The 17,071-nt window shown below is 63.9% G+C and carries 16 protein-coding genes and 1 pseudogene; 7 read left to right on the plus strand and 10 right to left on the minus strand.

Annotated elements, in window-relative coordinates:
• Window positions 1-78 precede the first annotated feature (78 nt).
• Entirely contained in the window at window positions 79-1,497 is a 1,419-nt protein-coding gene (locus FJ957_RS21025) for a GNAT family N-acetyltransferase (protein WP_140834761.1), read from the plus strand.
• 322 nt (window positions 1,498-1,819) lie between these two features.
• Here FJ957_RS21025 and FJ957_RS21030 read toward each other — a convergent pair whose 3' ends face one another.
• The 3 genes from FJ957_RS21030 to FJ957_RS21040 form a co-directional block, all read right to left on the minus strand.
• Window positions 1,820-2,737, minus strand: a complete 918-nt coding sequence (locus FJ957_RS21030) for an NADP-dependent oxidoreductase (RefSeq protein WP_140834762.1) — start codon at window positions 2,735-2,737, stop codon at window positions 1,820-1,822.
• Between the two features lie 67 nt (window positions 2,738-2,804).
• Window positions 2,805-4,205, minus strand: coding sequence for an FAD-dependent oxidoreductase (locus FJ957_RS21035; protein WP_140834763.1), 1,401 nt, complete (start codon window positions 4,203-4,205; stop codon window positions 2,805-2,807).
• Window positions 4,206-4,300: 95 nt separating this feature from the next.
• Window positions 4,301-5,047: a glucose 1-dehydrogenase gene (locus tag FJ957_RS21040; RefSeq protein WP_140834764.1), complete on the minus strand. Its 747-nt coding sequence runs from the start codon at window positions 5,045-5,047 to the stop codon at window positions 4,301-4,303.
• A gap of 116 nt (window positions 5,048-5,163) precedes the next feature.
• Between FJ957_RS21040 and FJ957_RS21045 the strand changes: the two genes are divergently transcribed.
• The gene (locus FJ957_RS21045) at window positions 5,164-6,051 is read left to right on the plus strand and encodes a LysR family transcriptional regulator (protein WP_140834765.1); all 888 of its coding nucleotides are present in this window, start codon (window positions 5,164-5,166) and stop codon (window positions 6,049-6,051) included.
• A 15-nt stretch (window positions 6,052-6,066) separates the two neighbouring features.
• Here the strand turns inward: FJ957_RS21045 and FJ957_RS21050 are convergent, their stop codons facing one another.
• Window positions 6,067-7,044 (minus strand): threonine/serine dehydratase, encoded by a 978-nt coding sequence (locus tag FJ957_RS21050; RefSeq protein ID WP_140834766.1) that lies wholly within the window; start codon window positions 7,042-7,044, stop codon window positions 6,067-6,069.
• A 111-nt stretch (window positions 7,045-7,155) separates the two neighbouring features.
• Entirely contained in the window at window positions 7,156-7,479 is a 324-nt protein-coding gene (locus FJ957_RS21055) for a hypothetical protein (protein WP_140658183.1), read from the minus strand.
• Window positions 7,480-7,660: 181 nt separating this feature from the next.
• Here FJ957_RS21055 and mbfA point away from each other — a divergent pair, with 181 nt between their 5' ends.
• Window positions 7,661-8,644, plus strand: a complete 984-nt coding sequence (gene mbfA / locus FJ957_RS21060; protein WP_140645921.1) for an iron exporter MbfA — start codon at window positions 7,661-7,663, stop codon at window positions 8,642-8,644.
• A 37-nt stretch (window positions 8,645-8,681) separates the two neighbouring features.
• On the opposite strand, the gene FJ957_RS21065 is transcribed toward mbfA, so the two are convergent.
• Window positions 8,682-9,026, minus strand: a complete 345-nt coding sequence (locus tag FJ957_RS21065; protein WP_140834767.1) for an antibiotic biosynthesis monooxygenase — start codon at window positions 9,024-9,026, stop codon at window positions 8,682-8,684.
• A complete protein-coding gene (locus tag FJ957_RS21070; protein ID WP_140834768.1) occupies window positions 9,023-9,391 on the minus strand; it encodes an NIPSNAP family protein in 369 nt (122 codons plus the stop codon). Before FJ957_RS21070 ends, FJ957_RS21065 begins: the two co-directional genes overlap by 4 nt.
• 170 nt (window positions 9,392-9,561) lie before the next feature.
• On the opposite strand from FJ957_RS21070, the gene FJ957_RS21075 reads away from it, so the two are divergent.
• Window positions 9,562-10,236, plus strand: a complete 675-nt coding sequence (locus FJ957_RS21075) for a winged helix-turn-helix domain-containing protein (protein ID WP_140834769.1) — start codon at window positions 9,562-9,564, stop codon at window positions 10,234-10,236.
• A gap of 17 nt (window positions 10,237-10,253) precedes the next feature.
• Here FJ957_RS21075 and ligD read toward each other — a convergent pair whose 3' ends face one another.
• The 3 genes from ligD to FJ957_RS21090 form a co-directional block, all read right to left on the minus strand.
• Window positions 10,254-12,755: a DNA ligase D gene (ligD, locus tag FJ957_RS21080; protein ID WP_140834770.1), complete on the minus strand. Its 2,502-nt coding sequence runs from the start codon at window positions 12,753-12,755 to the stop codon at window positions 10,254-10,256.
• Between the two features lie 12 nt (window positions 12,756-12,767).
• Entirely contained in the window at window positions 12,768-13,631 is an 864-nt protein-coding gene (locus FJ957_RS21085; protein ID WP_140834771.1) for a Ku protein, read from the minus strand.
• A 79-nt stretch (window positions 13,632-13,710) separates the two neighbouring features.
• Complete coding sequence (locus tag FJ957_RS21090) at window positions 13,711-14,217, minus strand: ferritin-like domain-containing protein (RefSeq protein ID WP_140834772.1); 507 nt, start codon at window positions 14,215-14,217, stop codon at window positions 13,711-13,713.
• Window positions 14,218-14,633: 416 nt separating this feature from the next.
• On the opposite strand from FJ957_RS21090, the gene FJ957_RS21095 reads away from it, so the two are divergent.
• From FJ957_RS21095 to FJ957_RS21105, 3 genes and pseudogenes are all read left to right on the plus strand, one after another.
• The gene (locus tag FJ957_RS21095; protein WP_108702809.1) at window positions 14,634-14,780 is read left to right on the plus strand and encodes a hypothetical protein; all 147 of its coding nucleotides are present in this window, start codon (window positions 14,634-14,636) and stop codon (window positions 14,778-14,780) included.
• 211 nt (window positions 14,781-14,991) lie between these two features.
• The gene (locus FJ957_RS21100; RefSeq protein ID WP_140834773.1) at window positions 14,992-15,438 is read left to right on the plus strand and encodes a thiol-disulfide oxidoreductase DCC family protein; all 447 of its coding nucleotides are present in this window, start codon (window positions 14,992-14,994) and stop codon (window positions 15,436-15,438) included.
• A 24-nt stretch (window positions 15,439-15,462) separates the two neighbouring features.
• Window positions 15,463-17,055 (plus strand): annotated as a pseudogene (locus FJ957_RS21105) (DUF4166 domain-containing protein); the annotation flags it as partial.
• Between the last annotated feature and the right edge of the window lie 16 nt (window positions 17,056-17,071).

Raw genomic sequence — 17,071 nt, forward strand, 5'->3', positions numbered from 1 at the left:
CGAACAAGAATAGTGGAGCGATACAAGTCCGGAGGCGGATTCTTATAGAGACGTTGCCCAGTAAAGGCCCAACGAACGATGGCAATCAAGAAGCGCATCAAAAACCTAAGCAAGCTCACGCGCGAACATCTCGCCGAAGGCGAAAGCGAGCGCTCCGATTTCAAGCGTCTGCCAGATGGCATCAGTGCAGATGACCTCGTTGCCTTCGCCAACTCAGAGGCCGGAGGGCAAATATTAGCAGGTGTTGACGAACAGGTGGTTGACAAGGCCCAAATCGGCGTCGTGCGTGGCTGCGATGTCAGCGATGCCACCATCCTTCAGATCCTGAACAAAGCGGTCAGCTGCATTCCGCCGGTCTCAATCGATGTCTACATCGAAAACTTGGACGACAAGCCTATCCTTAGGGTGGAAGTTCCACCTAGCCAGACCAAGCCGCATTGTACGCCAAAGGGTGTTTACTGCCGCCGCGATGGTGCGCGAAACCGTCCCCTACATCCGAGCGAGTTGCTCGGGCTTTTCCTAGAAAGCGAGGCGAGCGCGTTTGCGGCTCGGTTCGAGGTGGCAGCGGAGCGCATAACGGCCGAGCTGAGCAATCTTGAGTCTTCGCTCGACAGCAGCATCAAGAGTATGTCGGATCAGCTTGGCTGGGCAGACTATCAACTAGGCGACACGGAAAGCACCTTAGACAGAATTCAAGGTTTGGTCGCAAAGCTGACCGTAGATACAGAAAATGCAAATTCGCGCCTCCGTGCCCTTTTCCGGCAGGACGAGCGGGAGGACCCGATCCGAAAAAAGGCTCGCATACAATACGTCAATAGGCTCATCAAAGATATCAGAGAAGACGAAAGTCTTTTTGGACATGTCATCGCCGGTGGTAAACTAACAGTCCAAGGCAAGCAGACTGAAGACAGCGACATAACGAACGAGGATGCCAAGCAGCTGTTGGAGATCGCCGTCAGACATGTGCATAACGCTGAGCGCGACAAGAAATACCTGATTGTCGTCAAGGCTCCTAAGGCTTGTAGCGATGCCGAACTCGGTCAGTTCGCTGCAAAGGTGGCCGATGGCGGCGAAGTAGCGGATGGAATTCGTGAACGTGCCAAACGCGCCTTCCGGCTCGGCTTCATTGCCTATGAGAATGCCATCGTTGGCACCGCAGCCTTGAAGAAGCCGGTCGACAGCTATCGCACTAAAGTGTTCAAGAAGGCGGAAAGTCAGCTAGACCCTGCCGCCTACCCGTACGAACTCGGCTGGATATTTCTCGATGTCCCTCATCGCGGGAAAGGTCAGATGACCCGGCTCATCAATGAGCTCTTACCTGCCGCCAAAGGGGCCGCCTTGTTTGCGACAACGAGAAACTCAAACGAAATTATGCGTGATATGCTTACCCAACTTGGATTTTCCGAGGATGGAACCGAATACAAGTCCAAGCAGAACTCCGAGGACTCAGTGAAATTGTTTGTTCGCACTGTGCCCGAAATCCAGACAAGCGAATAAGCAACCTGGATGGCCTGGCAGAACGGCAACTTCTGGGAATTCCAAGGTGCAGCTTAAACAACCGATTGAGCTCGGATGGTGAACGGCACTTAGTCCCGAATAGACACTTCAAATCTGACAGTCCGGAATCAGCCCCAAAGCGATCCAACCGCATGACAACTTGAAAGCCACTCGCCGCAACTGGATTAGGGGCGGAGGACAATTGCGCGGGGCGAGCGAGAGTGGCTCGGCGCGTTCGTTTGCCGTGGTCAGAACTGGACATTCGATGAACACGGCACGTTATAACCGAGGAGGGCCGAACCGTTCGCTGTCCCCAAAATCCTCACGGACGAACGCGGATGACCGTCTTCCCCTTGGGGCGCTCGGTCGGGTTGAAGGCAGCGACGGCATTGTCGAGGGTGGAGACGTTGCCGATGTTCGTGCGCAGTCGTCCGTCCCGCACCCGCTGGACGATCTCGCTCAGCTGGGCGCGATCGGCCTCGACGACGAAGTCGACCGCCAGGCCATCGGCGGGCCGCGCCTCGGCCGGCCCGACGACGGACACCAGCGTTCCTCCGGCCCGAACCATGCCCGCGGACCGCTTGCCGATGTCGCCGCCGATGACGTCGAACACCAGGTCGACTTTGCCGGCGTCTTCCAGGATGTCGTTGTCGAGGTCGATGAACTCCTTGGCGCCGAAGTCGAGCACCGCCTGACGGTCGGCGGCGCGTCCGGTGCCGACGACGTAGGCGCCGGCCTCTCGCGCGAGTTGCGTCACCATCGACCCGACCGCGCCGGCTGCCCCATGCGCAAGGACGCTCTGCCCGGCCCGAAGGCGGCCGTGCTCGAACAGTCCCTGCCACGCCGTCAGGCCCGAGATCGGCAGGCTTGCGCCCACCGTGAAGTCGACGTCGCCAGGCAGCGGCGCGAGGTTGCGCGCCTCGATGGCGATATATTCCGCCAGGGTGCCGTCGCGATACCAGTCGGCGAGGCCGAACACCCGCTGTCCTACCGACAATCCCGTCGTGCCGTAGCCGAGAGCGGTGACCACGCCGGCCAGCTCATGCCCGGGGATCGACGGTGTTCGGTCACGATCGCGGCGATCGCTCCAGGTCGAGGGCCACGCCAGCTCGGTCGGGACGAACCCCGACGCATAAACCTGAACCACGACGTCGTTTATCGCTGCCTGCGGCTCGGGCCGCTCCACCAGCGTCATCCCGGCCGTTCCCGCGGCTTGGTCCGTCACCACGATTGCCTTCATGATATTTTCCTCGGTCATTTGGAAGGTTCAGCTGTCTGAGAGCCGCGCCCGACGCAAAGCTTCTGATCTATTGCCCGGACCTCGGCGGCACGTTCGCCAGCAGGGGGCCAAGTCCCTCCGCGATCGTCAAATGCGTGATGACGGCATCGCGCAGCTTCGGATAAGGCAGGTTCGCCAGCATTGCCGTCTGCACCGCCGCCAGCACCTCGCCTGCCTCGGAGCCTATCATGGTGAAGCCGAGAATATTGTCGTCATCGCCGGCCACGACCACCTTCATGAAGCCCTGCTTTTCGTCCGTCGCTTCCGTGCGCAGCACCGCGCTCATCGGCAACCTGGCGACACGGACAATGACGCCCTGGCGCTGCGCCTCGCCTTCGCTCAAGCCGACGCGGGCAAGCGGCGGATCGGTGAACATGGTGTAGGGCACCAGCCGGTCGCGCGTCGTGCGATGGCCGCCGGCCAGATTGTCCCTGACGATGCGGAAATCGTCGACCGAGACATGCGTGAATTGCGGGCTGCCGGCGCCTTCGCCAAGCGCCCAGACATCGGGTGCGCTTGTTTCCAGCCGCTCGTTGACGCGGATGAAGCCACGGCCGTCGAGCGCCACGCCGGCTTCCTCGAGGCCGATGCCCGCGGTGTTCGGCACGCGCCCCACGGCGGCGAGCAGATGGCTTCCCTCGATCGTCAGCTCGCCCGAAGCGGTGCGGATGGTCACGCCGACCTGTTCGCCGGAACGGCCATGCACGCCAAGCGGCTCGGCGCCGACAAAGAACTCGATGCCTTCGCCCTCGAGAAGCTTCTGCATCTCGTCGGCGACGTCGCGGTCCTCGCGGCCGACAAGCTGAGGCCCGGCTTCGATCACCGTCACCCGGCTGCCGAAGCGTCGATAGGCCTGCGCCAGTTCCAGTCCGACATAACCGCCGCCGAGCACGAGGAGACGCGACGGCAGGATGTCGAGCTCGAGCGCGCTGATATGGGTGAGCGGCTGAGCTTGCTGGAGACCGGGAATGCCTGGGATCGCCGCGTGCGTGCCGACATTGATGACGACCTTGTCACCGGTGAGCACCCGCGTACCGCCTTCGTTCAGCGCAACTTCGATCGTCTTTTCGCCAATGAAGCGGCCGCTTCCCATGATCAAGTCCGCGCCGCTGCTCTTGTAGGCATCGAGGTGGAAGGCGATCTCGCGGTCGATCATCTCCTGCTTTCGCCGGCGGACCTTCGCCATGTCGGTCGAGACGGGACCGGTCGACGTGCCGAACTGGCCGGCGTTGTGGGCCAGGTACGCGACCCTTGCGCTCCAAACCTCGTTCTTGCTGGGCATGCAGGCGACGGCGGGACAGGAGCCGCCGACCCAGCGGCGCTCGACGACGGCGACGCGCTGGCCGGATCGGCCCAGATGCCATGCAAGCGCCTTGCCACCCTGGCCGCTGCCGAGGATCAGGAAATCAAAATGCTCTGGTAGGGGCATGAGCTTTCTCCGCTGCATTCCAAAAACAATAATGACACATCTTGCAGCAGGCGGATGTGTCCATCTGGCTGCTGCAAGACTTTTGGGTCCGGCAGTCAGCGCTGCCCGCCGGAAGCGGTGATGCGTTCGCCGGTCAGCCAGGCCGACTGGTCGGACGCCAGGAAGACGGCGACGCGGGCGATATCGTCCGGCACTCCCATCCGGCCCATCGGCAAGGACGCGCCGATGGTCCTGGCGGTTTCGCCTTCGATGCCGGCGACCGCGAGGCCCTCGGTTTCCGTCATGCCCGGGGCGATCGCGTTGACCCTGATCTTGCGGGTGGCGAGTTCGTTGGCGAGCGCCCTGGTGATGGTATCCACCGCGCTCTTGGAGGCCGAATAGACGACGGAGTTCGGCACGGGATTGGTGCTCGAAATGGTGCTGAGGTTGATGATACTGCCGCCGTGGCCGTCAAATGCTTTTGCCGCTTCCTGTGTCGTCAGGATCGTGCTCAGCACGTTGGTGTTGAACTGACGATGGAACTCGGCTTCCGTCACCTCCTCCAGCGGCCCGAAACGGTATACGCCGGCGTTATTGACAAGGATGCTGGGCGTGCCGAAGGCAGCCTTCGTCTCGGCGAAGAGCCGCTTCACGTCCGCGCCCTTGCTGACATCCGCCTGGATCGCCACCGCCTTGCCCTCGTCGCGCAGGATGTCGCCGACCACCTTGTCCGCGTCTTCCTTGCTCGAACCGTAATTTACCACCACCGCGGCGCCCGCTTTTGCCAGCTGCCGCGCGATTGCCGCGCCGATGCCCTTCGAAGCGCCCGTGACGATCGCCACCTTGCCTTTCAGCTCGTCCATGATTTTTCTCCTTCAATTCTGCGAAACGCCACCAATCGCGGCGTTGCCGAAGAGGTAAATCATGCGCAGCAGGCCCAGTAGCCCGGTGAACCTCATATGATATATACGTAGGCCGTATGAATGACCGGCTCCAGCAACTTGCGATCTTCGTCCGCACCGTCGAGACCGGCAATTTCTCGAAGGTGGCCCGCGAGTTCGGGCTGTCGCAGCCTTCGGTTTCGCGCACGATCGCGGCGCTCGAGGAGCGGCTCGGCGTCAAGCTGCTCACCAGGACCACGCGCCAGCTGTCCATGACCGATGCCGGCGAGGCGCTGCTTTCGCGGGCGCGCGAGGCGCTTGCCGGCATCGAGGAGGCAGAGAACGCGGCGCGCGGCGCGGACCGGCTGTCCGGCACGCTGCGCGTGGCGTTGCCTACGACCTATAGCGTCAAACAGATCGTGCCGTTGCTGCCTGCCTTCCTCGAACGGCATCCGCTGCTCAAGATCGATTTGATGATGTCCGACCGGTACGAGAATTTGATCACCGAAGGCGCCGACATGGCGCTTCGTCTCGGCAACCAGCCGGATTCAAGCTTCGTGACACGCAAGCTCGCAACGACCCGGCGCCTGTTCGTTGCGGGACCGGCCTACCTTGCCCGCCGCGGCACGCCGAAATGCCTCGCCGACCTCGGCCAGCACCACCTGATCGGCGGGCCCGGCGACGGAGGCGACCAGACCTGGACGGCGCAGCACGATGGCGTGACCGAGATTCAGCCAGTTATTCCGCGCGTGCAGACCCGTTCGGCCATCGGTGTCGTCGCCTGTGCGAGCGCGGGCCTCGGTATCGGCATCGCCTCGACATGGATGTGCGCGAGCGAGCTTGCTTCCGGCACGCTGGTCGAAATCCTGGCCGATTACAGGCTCGAACCGATGACGGCTTACGTGGTCTTTCCCGCCGGACGGCGTCCTTCGCGGAAGGCGCGTGCCTTCACCGACTATCTGGAACAGGCGCTGGTAACCGGATGACCGCGTCGCGCCGCTTTATGCAGCCGCCATGATCCCAGCATAGGTGCCCAGATCGACATTGCCGCCGGAGAGCACGACGGCGACGCATTTGCCGGCAAGGTCGATCCTGCCCGACGAGAGCGCGGCCAGGGCGACCGAGCCGCCCGGCTCGACCACCAGCTTGAGATGGGCCATGGCGTCGCGCATCGCCTGCCTGACCGCGTCTTCGGACACGGCGATGCCGCCGGCGAGATTCCGGCGGTTGATCTCGAAGGTGATGGCGCCGGGCTCGGCGGTCAGCAGCGCATCGCAGATCGAGCTATGGCCGGGATCGTTCGCGACCCGCTCGCCCTTGGCCAGCGAGCGGCGCGTGTCGTCGAAATGCTCGGGCTCGGCTATCCAGACCGACGTGGTCGGCGAAGCATCCTTGACCGCGATCGAAATGCCGCTGCTCAACCCACCGCCGCCGCAAGGGATGACGACGGCGTCGAGGTTCGCTCCAAGCGCTTTGGCTTGCGCCACCAATTCAAGGCCGATCGTGCCCTGGCCGGCGATGATGGCCGGGTCGTCATAGGGCGGCACCAGCACCATGCCCCTTTCCACGTAGGGCCGGACCACGGCGGTGCGGTCTTCCCGAAAACGATCGAACGGCACCACCTCCGCGCCCATCTTGCGGACATTGCCGATCTTCATGGCCGGCGCATCGGCCGGCATGGCGATGACGGCCTTGACGCCGAACATGGCGGCGGAGGCCGCCACCCCTTGCGCATGGTTGCCGGAAGAGAAGGCCACGACGCCACGGCCGCGCTCCTCCTCGCTCAGGCTCGACAGCTTGTTGTAGGCGCCGCGGATCTTGAAGGAGCCGGTGCGCTGCAGCGTCTCGGGCTTGAACAGGATGCGGCCGCCATAGCGCTTGTTGAGCTCGGGCGACTCGATCAGCGGCGTTTCGACGATCAGGCCGGAAAGCCGGGCCGAAGCGGCGTGGATATCGGCGATGCCGGGCTCGGTGGTCATGGGCGTTGCTCTCGCGAAGGATGGGTTCGGCCATGCTGCACGGAAAATGCGGCGGCACGCCAACGAAAAAATGTGATGGTTACAAGGTTGGAGGGTGGCGCCCGGCGCGCCTCACCCCAGCAGCGTCTTTGTCCTTTTGCTGCCGCCGAGCTTGCGCCAGGAGTTGAAGCGGTGGGTGGCGGCGGCGAACGATATCTTCATCTGCTGGGAAACCGTGTAGCGCGACTTGCCTTCGTCGAACATGCGGTAGCAGCACTCGGCGCCCTCCTCGGTCAGCTTGCCATCCGGCGTCTTGTTGTGCGGGTTGGCCGGGTCGAATTTTTCGAGCTGTTCTTCGACAAGACCCTTCAGGCGCTGCAGGTCGGCCTCGATGCTGGCGATGAGATCGAGAACCGGTTTGGCGTCAAATGCGTGCGGGGGCTTTTTGTTCGTCATGCCGGGGGTTCCTTCAATTTTGGCGGTTGTAAGCTATATAGGCAAACATTCGGCAATAATGAAGAGTTGGGCCCGGTTCCGCTGGATCACCCATTCGTGCCCGCGGCCCGTGCCGTTCGCAATTGACGTCCGGCAATCAAAATCCTAGTTTAGAACAATTCTAAACTAGAGTGATCCCATCATGCTTTCCCGTGTTTTCGGCTTCGGCCGCCGCTCGTTCGATTCACTGTCGGAGCAGGAGATCCTGGCGCTGGCGATCTCTTCCGAGGAGGATGACGGACGCATCTACCGCGCTTATGCCGATGGCCTGGCGCAGGACTTTCCGCAATCGGCGAAAGTGTTCGAGGCGATGGCCGAGGAAGAGGACGGCCATCGCGATTCGCTCATCGAGCTTTACCGCAAGCGCTTCGGCGAGCGCATCCCGCTGATCCGGCGCGAACATGTGAAAGGCTATTTCGAGCGCAAGCCCGACTGGCTGGTGAAGCCGCTCGGCATCGAGCATGTGCGGCGCCAGGCGGAGGCCATGGAGCAGCAGGCCTATCGCTTCTATGTGGAGGCGGCCAAGCGCACCACCGACGCTTCGACGCGAAAGCTGCTCGACGATCTCGCCGTGGCCGAGCAGGGCCATGAGAGCTCGGCGCATGAATTGGAGCAGGAGCATGTGCCGGGCACGGTCAAGGTCGAGGAAGCGAGCGCCGAGCAGCGCCAGTTCATCCTCACGTATGTGCAGCCGGGGCTGGCCGGGCTGATGGACGGTTCGGTGTCGACGCTGGCGCCGATCTTCGCCGCGGCATTCGCCACGCACGACACCTGGCAGACGCTTCTGGTCGGCCTCGCCGCCTCGATCGGCGCCGGCATTTCGATGGGTTTCACCGAGGTCGCCTCCGACGACGGCAAGCTGTCGGGGCGCGGCTCGCCGATCAAGCGCGGGTTGACGGTCGGCCTGATGACTTCGCTGGGCGGCCTCGGCCACGCGCTGCCCTATCTGATCCCGCATTTTTGGACGGCCACCGCCGTGGCGGCTGTAGTGGTGTTCTTCGAGCTCTGGGCGATCGCTTTCGTCCAGAACCGCTACATGCAGACCCCGTTCTGGCGCGCCGCCTTCCAAGTGGTGCTGGGCGGCGCGCTGGTGTTCGGGGCGGGCGTGCTGATCGGGAATGCTTAGGTTTTCCCTTCTCCCGTGGGAGAAGGGAAGGCGCGTTTCACGCATTCACGGCGCGACTATCCCTTGGGGCCTCCGCCCTTTCGGTCATCCCGTAGTCGCGCACGACATGGGCGATGCGCAAACGGTAGCCGGCAAAGATGCCTCCTCGCCCCGCCTTCTGCGCCTGCCGGTGCTCCTCGGTGTTGCGCCAGGCCTTCACCGCTTCCTCGTCGCGCCAGAAGGACAGCGACAGCACGCGCCTGGGATCGACGAGGCTCTGGAAGCGCTCGACCGAGATGAAACCGTCTATGCCGTCGAGCAGGGGCCTGAGCTCCGCGGCGATGCCTAGATAGGCATCGCGCCTGCCTTCCGCCGGCTCGACCTCGAAGATGACTGCGATCATGCCTCCATCCCTTCCCTGACTGTCACGTCGGTCTGAAAGAGCTGTGTTGGGCCATGCGGGCCGGACACCAGCTTCAGGAAGACGCGATCCTCCTTGAGGATGAATTTCTCGCGCCGCGCGAATTCGTAGTTTGCGTTGCCGGCCGGGTCGGCGGCAAGCCGCGCGCGATAGGCTTCATAGGCCGCAAGGCTCTCGATGTTGTAGGCGGCATAGGCCGTGGTGGCCGAGCCTTCGTGCGGGGCGTAGTAGCCGATCAGGTCGGCGCCGCACCGCGGAATGGCCTGGCCCCAGGCGCGCGCATATTGCTCGAACGCCGCCTTGCCGAACGGATCGATCTCGTAGCGGATGAAGCAGGTGATGGTCATGTCGGTGTCCTCGTCTGGTTGGTTTTTCGACGACGACGGTTCGATCCCGGTCGAAACATCGCTTGCGTCATTGTGCTAGGCATATTGCTGTCAGGAGGGTTTGCCGCGCTGCTTGAGATGACCCCAGAATAATGCTTCCCTGACGGGAATGCTTCGATAAGGATCGAACCATGCGTGAAGGACCGGACATCGCCCGCATCGCCAGCCTGGTCGGCGACCCGGCCCGCGCCAACATGCTGAACGCGTTGATGGGTGGTACGGCGCTGACGGCGTCGGAACTGGCGCTCGAGGCCGGCGTGTCGCTGCCCACCGCTTCCTCGCATCTGTCCAAGCTGATGGAAGGCGGGCTGCTGACCTTGGCCAGCCAGGGGCGCCACCGCTATTACGGCCTGGCCGGCGCGCAGGTGGCCGGCATGATCGAAGCGATCATCGGCGTCGCCGAGGCGGTCGGCCCGAAGCGTGTGCGGCCCGGCCCGCGCGACGCGGCCAGGCGCGTGGCGCGCGTTTGTTACGATCACCTCGCCGGCGAGCAGGCGGTGGCGATACTCGACCGGCTCTTCGACAGGAAACTTTTGCTGCGCGAGGACAACGAGATCAGGCTCTCGTCATCCGGCGTCTCGCATTTTTCCGCGCTCGGCATCGACACCCATGCCAAGGCGCGGCGGCCGGTGTGCCGCGCCTGCCTCGACTGGAGCGTGCGGCGCTCGCATCTCGCCGGCACGCTGGGCGCCGCCATCCTCGACAAGATCATCGCCGAGAAATGGGGCCGGCGCGAAAAGGACAGCCGCGCCGTTGTGTTCTCGCCGACGGGCAGGCAGGCGTTCGAGCGGGTGTTTCTCTCCTAGCCTTCCTTTGCCCAGGCTCACCCCCGCTTCAGCGGCTTCCCCAGCTTGAAGAACTCCTTCCACGGATCGGCCTTCTTCAACTGTTCCAGCGTCGTCGCATCGCCAAGCGGGAAGGCGTTCGGCGCAAGTCCCTTTTCGATCTCAGGCCACGTCACCGGCATCGATATCGTCGCGCCCTTCTTGGCGCGCGAGGAATAGGGCGCGACCGTGGTCGAGCCCCTGCCGTTGCGCAGATAGTCGACGAAGATCTTGCCGGTACGCGCCTTCTTCGACAGCGTCGCCGTGTAGCGGTCGGGCGCGGCCTGCTCCAGCGCGCGGGCGAAATCATGGGCGAAGTCCTTGACCGCGTCCCACTCCGCCGAGGGTTTCAGCGGCACCAGCACGTGATAGCCCTTGCCGCCGGAGGTCTTGACGAGGTTCGGCAGCGACAGCTCGTCGAGCTGCTTGTGGATGTCGAGCGCCGCCTCGCGCACTTTGCCGACATCCACGCCTTCGTCCGGATCGAGGTCGAAGATGATCTGGTCCGGCTTCTCCAGCGCGTCGAGGGTGCAGCCCCAGATATGGACCTCGACCACGCCGTACTGGACAAGCGCGGCCAGCCCGTCGAAATCCCTGATGAACAGTATCTCCTCGCCGTCGGTCGGATCCTTCATCCTGGCGATCTTGTCGCTCATGCCGGGCGAGGCGTGTTTCTGGAAGAAGCGCTGGCCGTTGATGCCGTCCGGCGCGCGCACCAGGCTCAGCGGCCGGTTGACGACGAATTCTGCCATGCGCGGCCAGACCAGCGCGTAGTGATCGAGCAGGTCCTGCTTGGAGACCTTTTCGTCGGGCCACAGCAGCTTGTCGGGATGCGAGAGCTTTACCGAAGTCTTCGCCATTCCGGCCGAGGGCTTCGGCGCCGTCTTTGCGTTCGGTTTTGCTTCGCTTTCGGCCTTCTTCGGCTGTTCTTGCACGACTTCCTCCGCCGGCTTGTCCTCGCGCAACCCCTGGAACGAGGCGTGGCGGATTATACGGTCGGAAGTCCAGCTGCGGAACTCCACTTCGCCGACAAGCTCCGGCTTGACGAAGGTGAGGCCCTTGCCCTTGGGCACGGCGGCCGAGAACGGCGAGCCCTTCGCCTCGAGGCCGTCGAGCTTCTTCTTCAAATCGGTCATCACCTTGCCGGAAAAGCCGGTGCCGACACGGCCGGCATAGTGCAGCTTGCCGCCTTCGTTGAAGCCGACCAGCAGCGAGCGCAGGCCGCGCCCGGTCTTGTCCGAGGGCAGATAGCCGCCGATGACGAATTCCTGCCTGAGCGTGCATTTCGACTTGATCCAAGAGAGCCCACGCCCGCTGCGGTAGGGCGCATCGGCACGTTTCGACACCACGCCTTCCAGGCCCATGCGGCAGACATGCTGCAGCATGACCTTGCCCGGCTCGTGGAAATGGTCGCTGAAGCGCAGCCCCGAATGGTCGGGCTGCTCGCCGAGCAGTTCAGCCAGCGCCTGCTTGCGTTCGACCAAGGGTTCGCGGCGCAGATCCTTGCCGTCGAGCCGCATCAGGTCGAAGACATAGTAGACGAACCGGTCGGCGCGCCGGGCCGACAGATCCGCCTGCAGCAAGGGGAAGGACGACACGCCGCTGTCGGCCAAAACCACGATCTCGCCGTCGATGATGGCGTCGCGGCATTTCAGCCCGGCAAGCGCGGCGGTGACCGGACCATCGAATTTGTCCGTCCAGTCGAGACCGGCGCGGGTGAGCAGCCTGACCTCGCTGCCGGCGATCTGCGCCTGCATGCGGTAGCCGTCGAACTTGACTTCATGCAGCCAGTCCTCGCCGGCGGGCGCATCCTTCTCCAGCGTCGCCAGCTGCGGCTCGATGAAGTCGAGACGCTTGTCATGCCCGGCCTTGGCCTTGGCGGCAGCCGGCCTGTTGGATTGCCAGACTTTCGGCTTCTCGCCCCTGGCGGCCTTGCCTTCGCCCACCTCCTCGATGGTCAGGCCCGACTTCACCGATTTCGGTTCTTCCTCGAGGACATCCTCGCCGGGCCGGGCGGCGGCATCGTCGGACTTGATCAGCAGCCAATTGTCGCGCTTCTCGCCCGGGCGGGGCCTCAGCCTGACCAGATGCCAGCGGCCGTTGAGCTTGTGGCCCTCGAGCTCGAAGTCGATATGGCCTTTCTTCATGCCCTTGGCCGGATCGCCATCCGGCGTCCACCTGCCTTCGTCCCAGACGATGACTGAGCCGCCGCCATATTGGCCCTTCGGAATGGTGCCTTCGAAAGACGCGTAGTCGATCGGGTGATCCTCGACATGCACGGCCAGCCGCTTCTCATGCGGATCGAGGCTCGGGCCGCGCGTCACCGCCCAGCTCCACAGCACGCCGTCATGCTCCAGCCGGAAATCATAGTGGAGCCGCGTGGCGGCGTGCTTCTGGACGACGAAAATGCCGCCGCCCTTCTTGCCGCGCGCGACCTTGCCCGCCGGCTCGGCTGTTTTCTTGAAATCGCGCTTGGCGTGATATTGCTCGAGACCAGCCATGACGCTTTGCTCCTATGCGGATTTGCGCTTCGGCGCGGGCTTGGCTTTGGTTCGTTTCGCCGGCGCCTTGGCAGTGGATTTGCCGGCCTTGCCGCCACCATCGGCATTCAAGCTCTTTTTCAGCGCGTCGAACAGGTTGACGACATTGGAGGGTTTCGGCGGCGCCTTGGCCTTGGGCGCCTTCTTGCCGGCCTTCTTGGCGCGGATCAGCTCGAGCAGCGCATCCTCGTATTTGTCATCGAACTTCGAAGGATCGAACTTGGCATGCTTCTTGTCGATGATGAGCTCGGCGAGATCCGTCATCTCCTGGTCGGTCTTCACCGACTTGATCTCGCCGAACACCGCGTCGGGCTGGCGCACAGTGTTGTCGTAGCGCAACGTCGTCAGCACCATGCCCTTGCCGAGCGGCTCGATCACCACCGGGCGCTCGCGGCTGTAAAGCACGATACGCGCAAGGCCAGCCATCTTCTTGCCAGCCATCGCATCGCGGATGACGGCGAAAGCCTCCTCCGACACCTTGTCCGCCGGCGAGACATAGTAGGGCGTATCGAGATAGATCTGCTCGATCGAGGATTTCTCGACGAAGCCGTCGAGGCTCATCGTGTGCGAGGATTCGATCTGCACCGCTTCGATCTCGTCCTCCTCGATATGGATGAAATCGCCGTTGCTCACCTCATAGCCCTTGATCTCGTCCCCCTCCTCAAGCGGCTTGCCGGTCCCGGCATCGACATAGATGCGTTTGACGGTGTTGCCGGTCTTGCGGTTGAGGATGCGGAAAGAGACCTTCTCGGCATGGGTCACGACGTTGGTGAGCTCGATGGCGCACGTGACCAGCGACAGTTTGAGATAGCCCTTCCAGGCCGGGCGTGGTGCCATTGCGAACTCCTGCGCGATGCGGTTTCAATCGCAACGGACAGGGGTTCGCTTGGGTTCCGGAGGGCTGCCACGCGGCCTGCTATTCGGCGGCCTGCAGGTTGACCTTGCTTTCCGCGATCTCGGTGAGCTTGCGGTCCGTCGCCTCTTCTTCCTTGAGGTTCTTGGCCAGCACGTTGGCGCAGTCGCTGCGGCCGAGCTGCTTGGCCCAGGCGATCAGCGTGCCGTAGCGCGTTATCTCGTAGTGCTCGACGGCTTGGGCGGATGCGATCAGCGCAGCGTCCAGAACCTCCTTGTCGTCGACATCGCCGCTGACTTCGTCGGCCTCCGCGAGGATGCCGTCGATGGCCGGGCAGTTGACGGTCTTGGCCTTGACGCCGTGCAGCTCGAACACCTGCTCGACCCGCTCGATGTGGCCCTTGGTCTGCGCAAGATGTTTCTCGAAGCCGGCCTTCAATTGCGGATCGGTCGCCTTGTCGATCATCTTCGGCAGCGATTTCTCGATCTGCTTCTCGGCATAATAGATGTCGCGCAACGTGTGGATGAAGAGGTCGTCCAGCGTCTTGATGTCTTTCGAAAAGAAGCCCATGGCGGTTGCCTTTCCATGTTTCGCGTTTTGAGGAAGTTGCCCGGCAGGACAGCCGTCAACTTGGCCGGTTCGCCCGACCTTGCGGGTCAACGTCGTCTTCCGTGACAGGTTCCTGCCCGCCCAGGCGCGCGAAAGGAAATTCCCTGTCCCCGGGCAAACGTGGGATGTCCCCGGGCAAACGTGAAACAGATGCGCGCGCAAGCGACATCGGAACGAAACATATGTGATGCAAAAGTCACACGGGGCGGAAAGGCGACGAAAGGCACCGAAAGACCGCGAATCAGCCGCAATCCGGCCACGATGCAACGTGTTTCGGACCAGAAATTAACATCACGTTCACCGACTATTCACGCCTCGACGCTATGCTCTCGAACAATTCGGACGGGACATCCGAAAGCGGGACAGGGACAGTAAAAATGAACTTCTGGAATCACATCGCCGGCTACGCCGCAGCCATTCGCGAATTCGTCGCGCCGACCTATCGGCCCGAGCGCTATTACATGCGCGGCCCAGGCCCTGCGTGCGCGCGCCGCGGCAACTCGCTGGGCGTCAGCGCGAACTGATCATGACCCGCGAACGCGCCCACCACAGCCGCATCTGCCGGCCGGCCGCCGACCAGCGCACTACCACCTATCGCGCCGAACGCCTTGCGCTCGCCGCCACATGGCGTGCGACAACGCCGCGGCTTTGACGCAGCCGCCGGCTGGCTTAGTGTCTCCCCAGCTCAGTGTCCCCTTGGCATAGCGTAAGGGGGCCACAGCAGCCGGGGCCGCCATGACCGACCTGCCCGAACCTCCCACCTTGCCGCGCCAGGCCTATGACGCCAGCCAGCCGCTGATCGTCTTCGACGGCGTCTGCGTGTTCTGCTCGGGCTTCGTCCAGCTCATCCTCAAGCTCGACCGGAAAAAACGCTTCCGCTTCGCCACGGCGCAGTCGCCGCTCGGCGAGGCACTGTTTCGTGAGCACGGCCTGCCGACCGACGATTACGACAGCAACCTCGCCATCATCGACGGCGCGGCCTTCACGCGCCTCGACAGCTTCATCGCCGTCATGGCCGCGCTCGGCTGGCCATGGCGCATTGCAAAGGCGCTGCTCATCCTGCCGCGGTCGCTGCGCGACTGGCTCTACGACCGCGTCGCCAAGAACCGCTACGCGCTGTTCGGCCGCAAGGACAGTTGCGATATTCCTTCGGCCGAGTTGCGGGAGCGGTTGATCGGCTGAAGGCGATTGGCTTGGGGGCATGGCATGAAGCTTCTCATCGTCGGCGGCTACGGCACCTTCGGCGGACGCATCGTCCAATTGCTGGAGAACGAGCCGCGCCTCGAACTCATCATCGCCGGCCGGTCGCTCGCCAAGGCAGCGGCCTATTGCGGGGATCGAGGCAACACCAAGGCTCGGCTGGTGCCGGCGACGTTCGACCGCGACGGCGACCTTGGCGCGCAACTCGCCGGCATGCTGCCCGACATCGTCGTCGACGCCAGCGGTCCGTTTCAGGCCTATGGCGAGGGGCGCTACCGGCTGGTCGAGACCTGTATCGCCGCGCGCATCCACTATCTCGACCTTGCCGACGGTTCGGACTTCGTCGCCGGGGTATCCGCTTTCGACGCGGCAGCCAGGGCGGCCGGCGTCGTCGTGCTGTCCGGGGTGTCGAGCTTCCCGGTGCTGACTGCCGCCGTGGCGCGCCATCTTTCGGCCGACATGGCGCGCGTCGACACCATCCGTGGCGGCATCGCGCCGTCGCCTTTCGCCGGCGTCGGCGAGAACGTCATCCGCGCCATCGCGAGCTATGCTGGCCGGGCGGTGCGGCTGCAGCGCGGCGGCAGGCCGGCCGAGGGTTACCCGCTCACCGGGCAGATGCGGTACACGATCGCGCCGCCCGGGCACGTGCCGGTGAGGAACACCTTGTTCTCGCTGGTCGACGTGCCGGACCTGCGCGCGCTGCAGGCGCTGTGGCCGGAGGCGAGCACGATCTGGATGGGCGCCGGGCCGGTGCCCGAGGTGCTGCACCGCGCGCTGATCGGCCTGGCCTGGCTGGTCCGCGCCGGCCTGGCGCGATCGCTGTCGCCGCTGGCGCCGCTGATGCACTGGGCGACCAACCGGCTGTCATGGGGCGAGCATCGCGGCGGCATGTTCGTCGAAGTCGAGGGCGCGGACGAGGCCGGCAAGCCGATCAAACGGTCCTGGCACCTGTTGGCCGAGGGCGATGACGGGCCGCTGATCCCGTCCATGGCGATCGAGGCGATCGTCCGCAAGGCGCTCGACGGCCGCATGCCCTTGCCGGGCGCCCGGGCGGCGGTGCGTGACGTCGATCTCGCGGACTATGAAGCGCTGTTTGCCGGCAAGACGATCCACACCGGCCTCAGGGACGACACCGACAAGGGAAAGGCTCTCTATCCCGGTGTGCTCGGCGATGCCTGGAAAAGCCTTCCAGCTGAAATCTGCGCCATGCATGAGGGAGCGGCTATGGCGGAAGGAAGAGCGAGCGTGGAGCGCGGCGGCGGTATTCTTAGCCGGCTTGCCGCGCGCATGGCCGGCTTCCCACCTGCCGCGGCCGATGTCCCCGTCAAGGTGCGTTTCGTCACCGACGGGCAAGGCGAGACCTGGACGCGGACTTTCGGAACTCACGGTTTTTCGAGCCGGCAATTTGCCGGACGTGGCCGCTCGGAGCGGCTGCTTTGCGAGCGCTTCGGCCCCCTCACCTTCGCCATGGCGCTGGTGGCCGGCGAGGACCGCCTGTCGCTCGTGCTGCGGCGCTGGAGCTTTCTCGGCCTGCCATTGCCGATGTGGCTTTGCCCGCGGTCGAACGCGTACGAAACAGTCGAGGACGACCGCTTCCGCTTCCATGTCGAGATAT

Source organism: Mesorhizobium sp. B2-4-6 (assembly GCF_006442775.1).
Classification (GTDB): domain Bacteria; phylum Pseudomonadota; class Alphaproteobacteria; order Rhizobiales; family Rhizobiaceae; genus Mesorhizobium.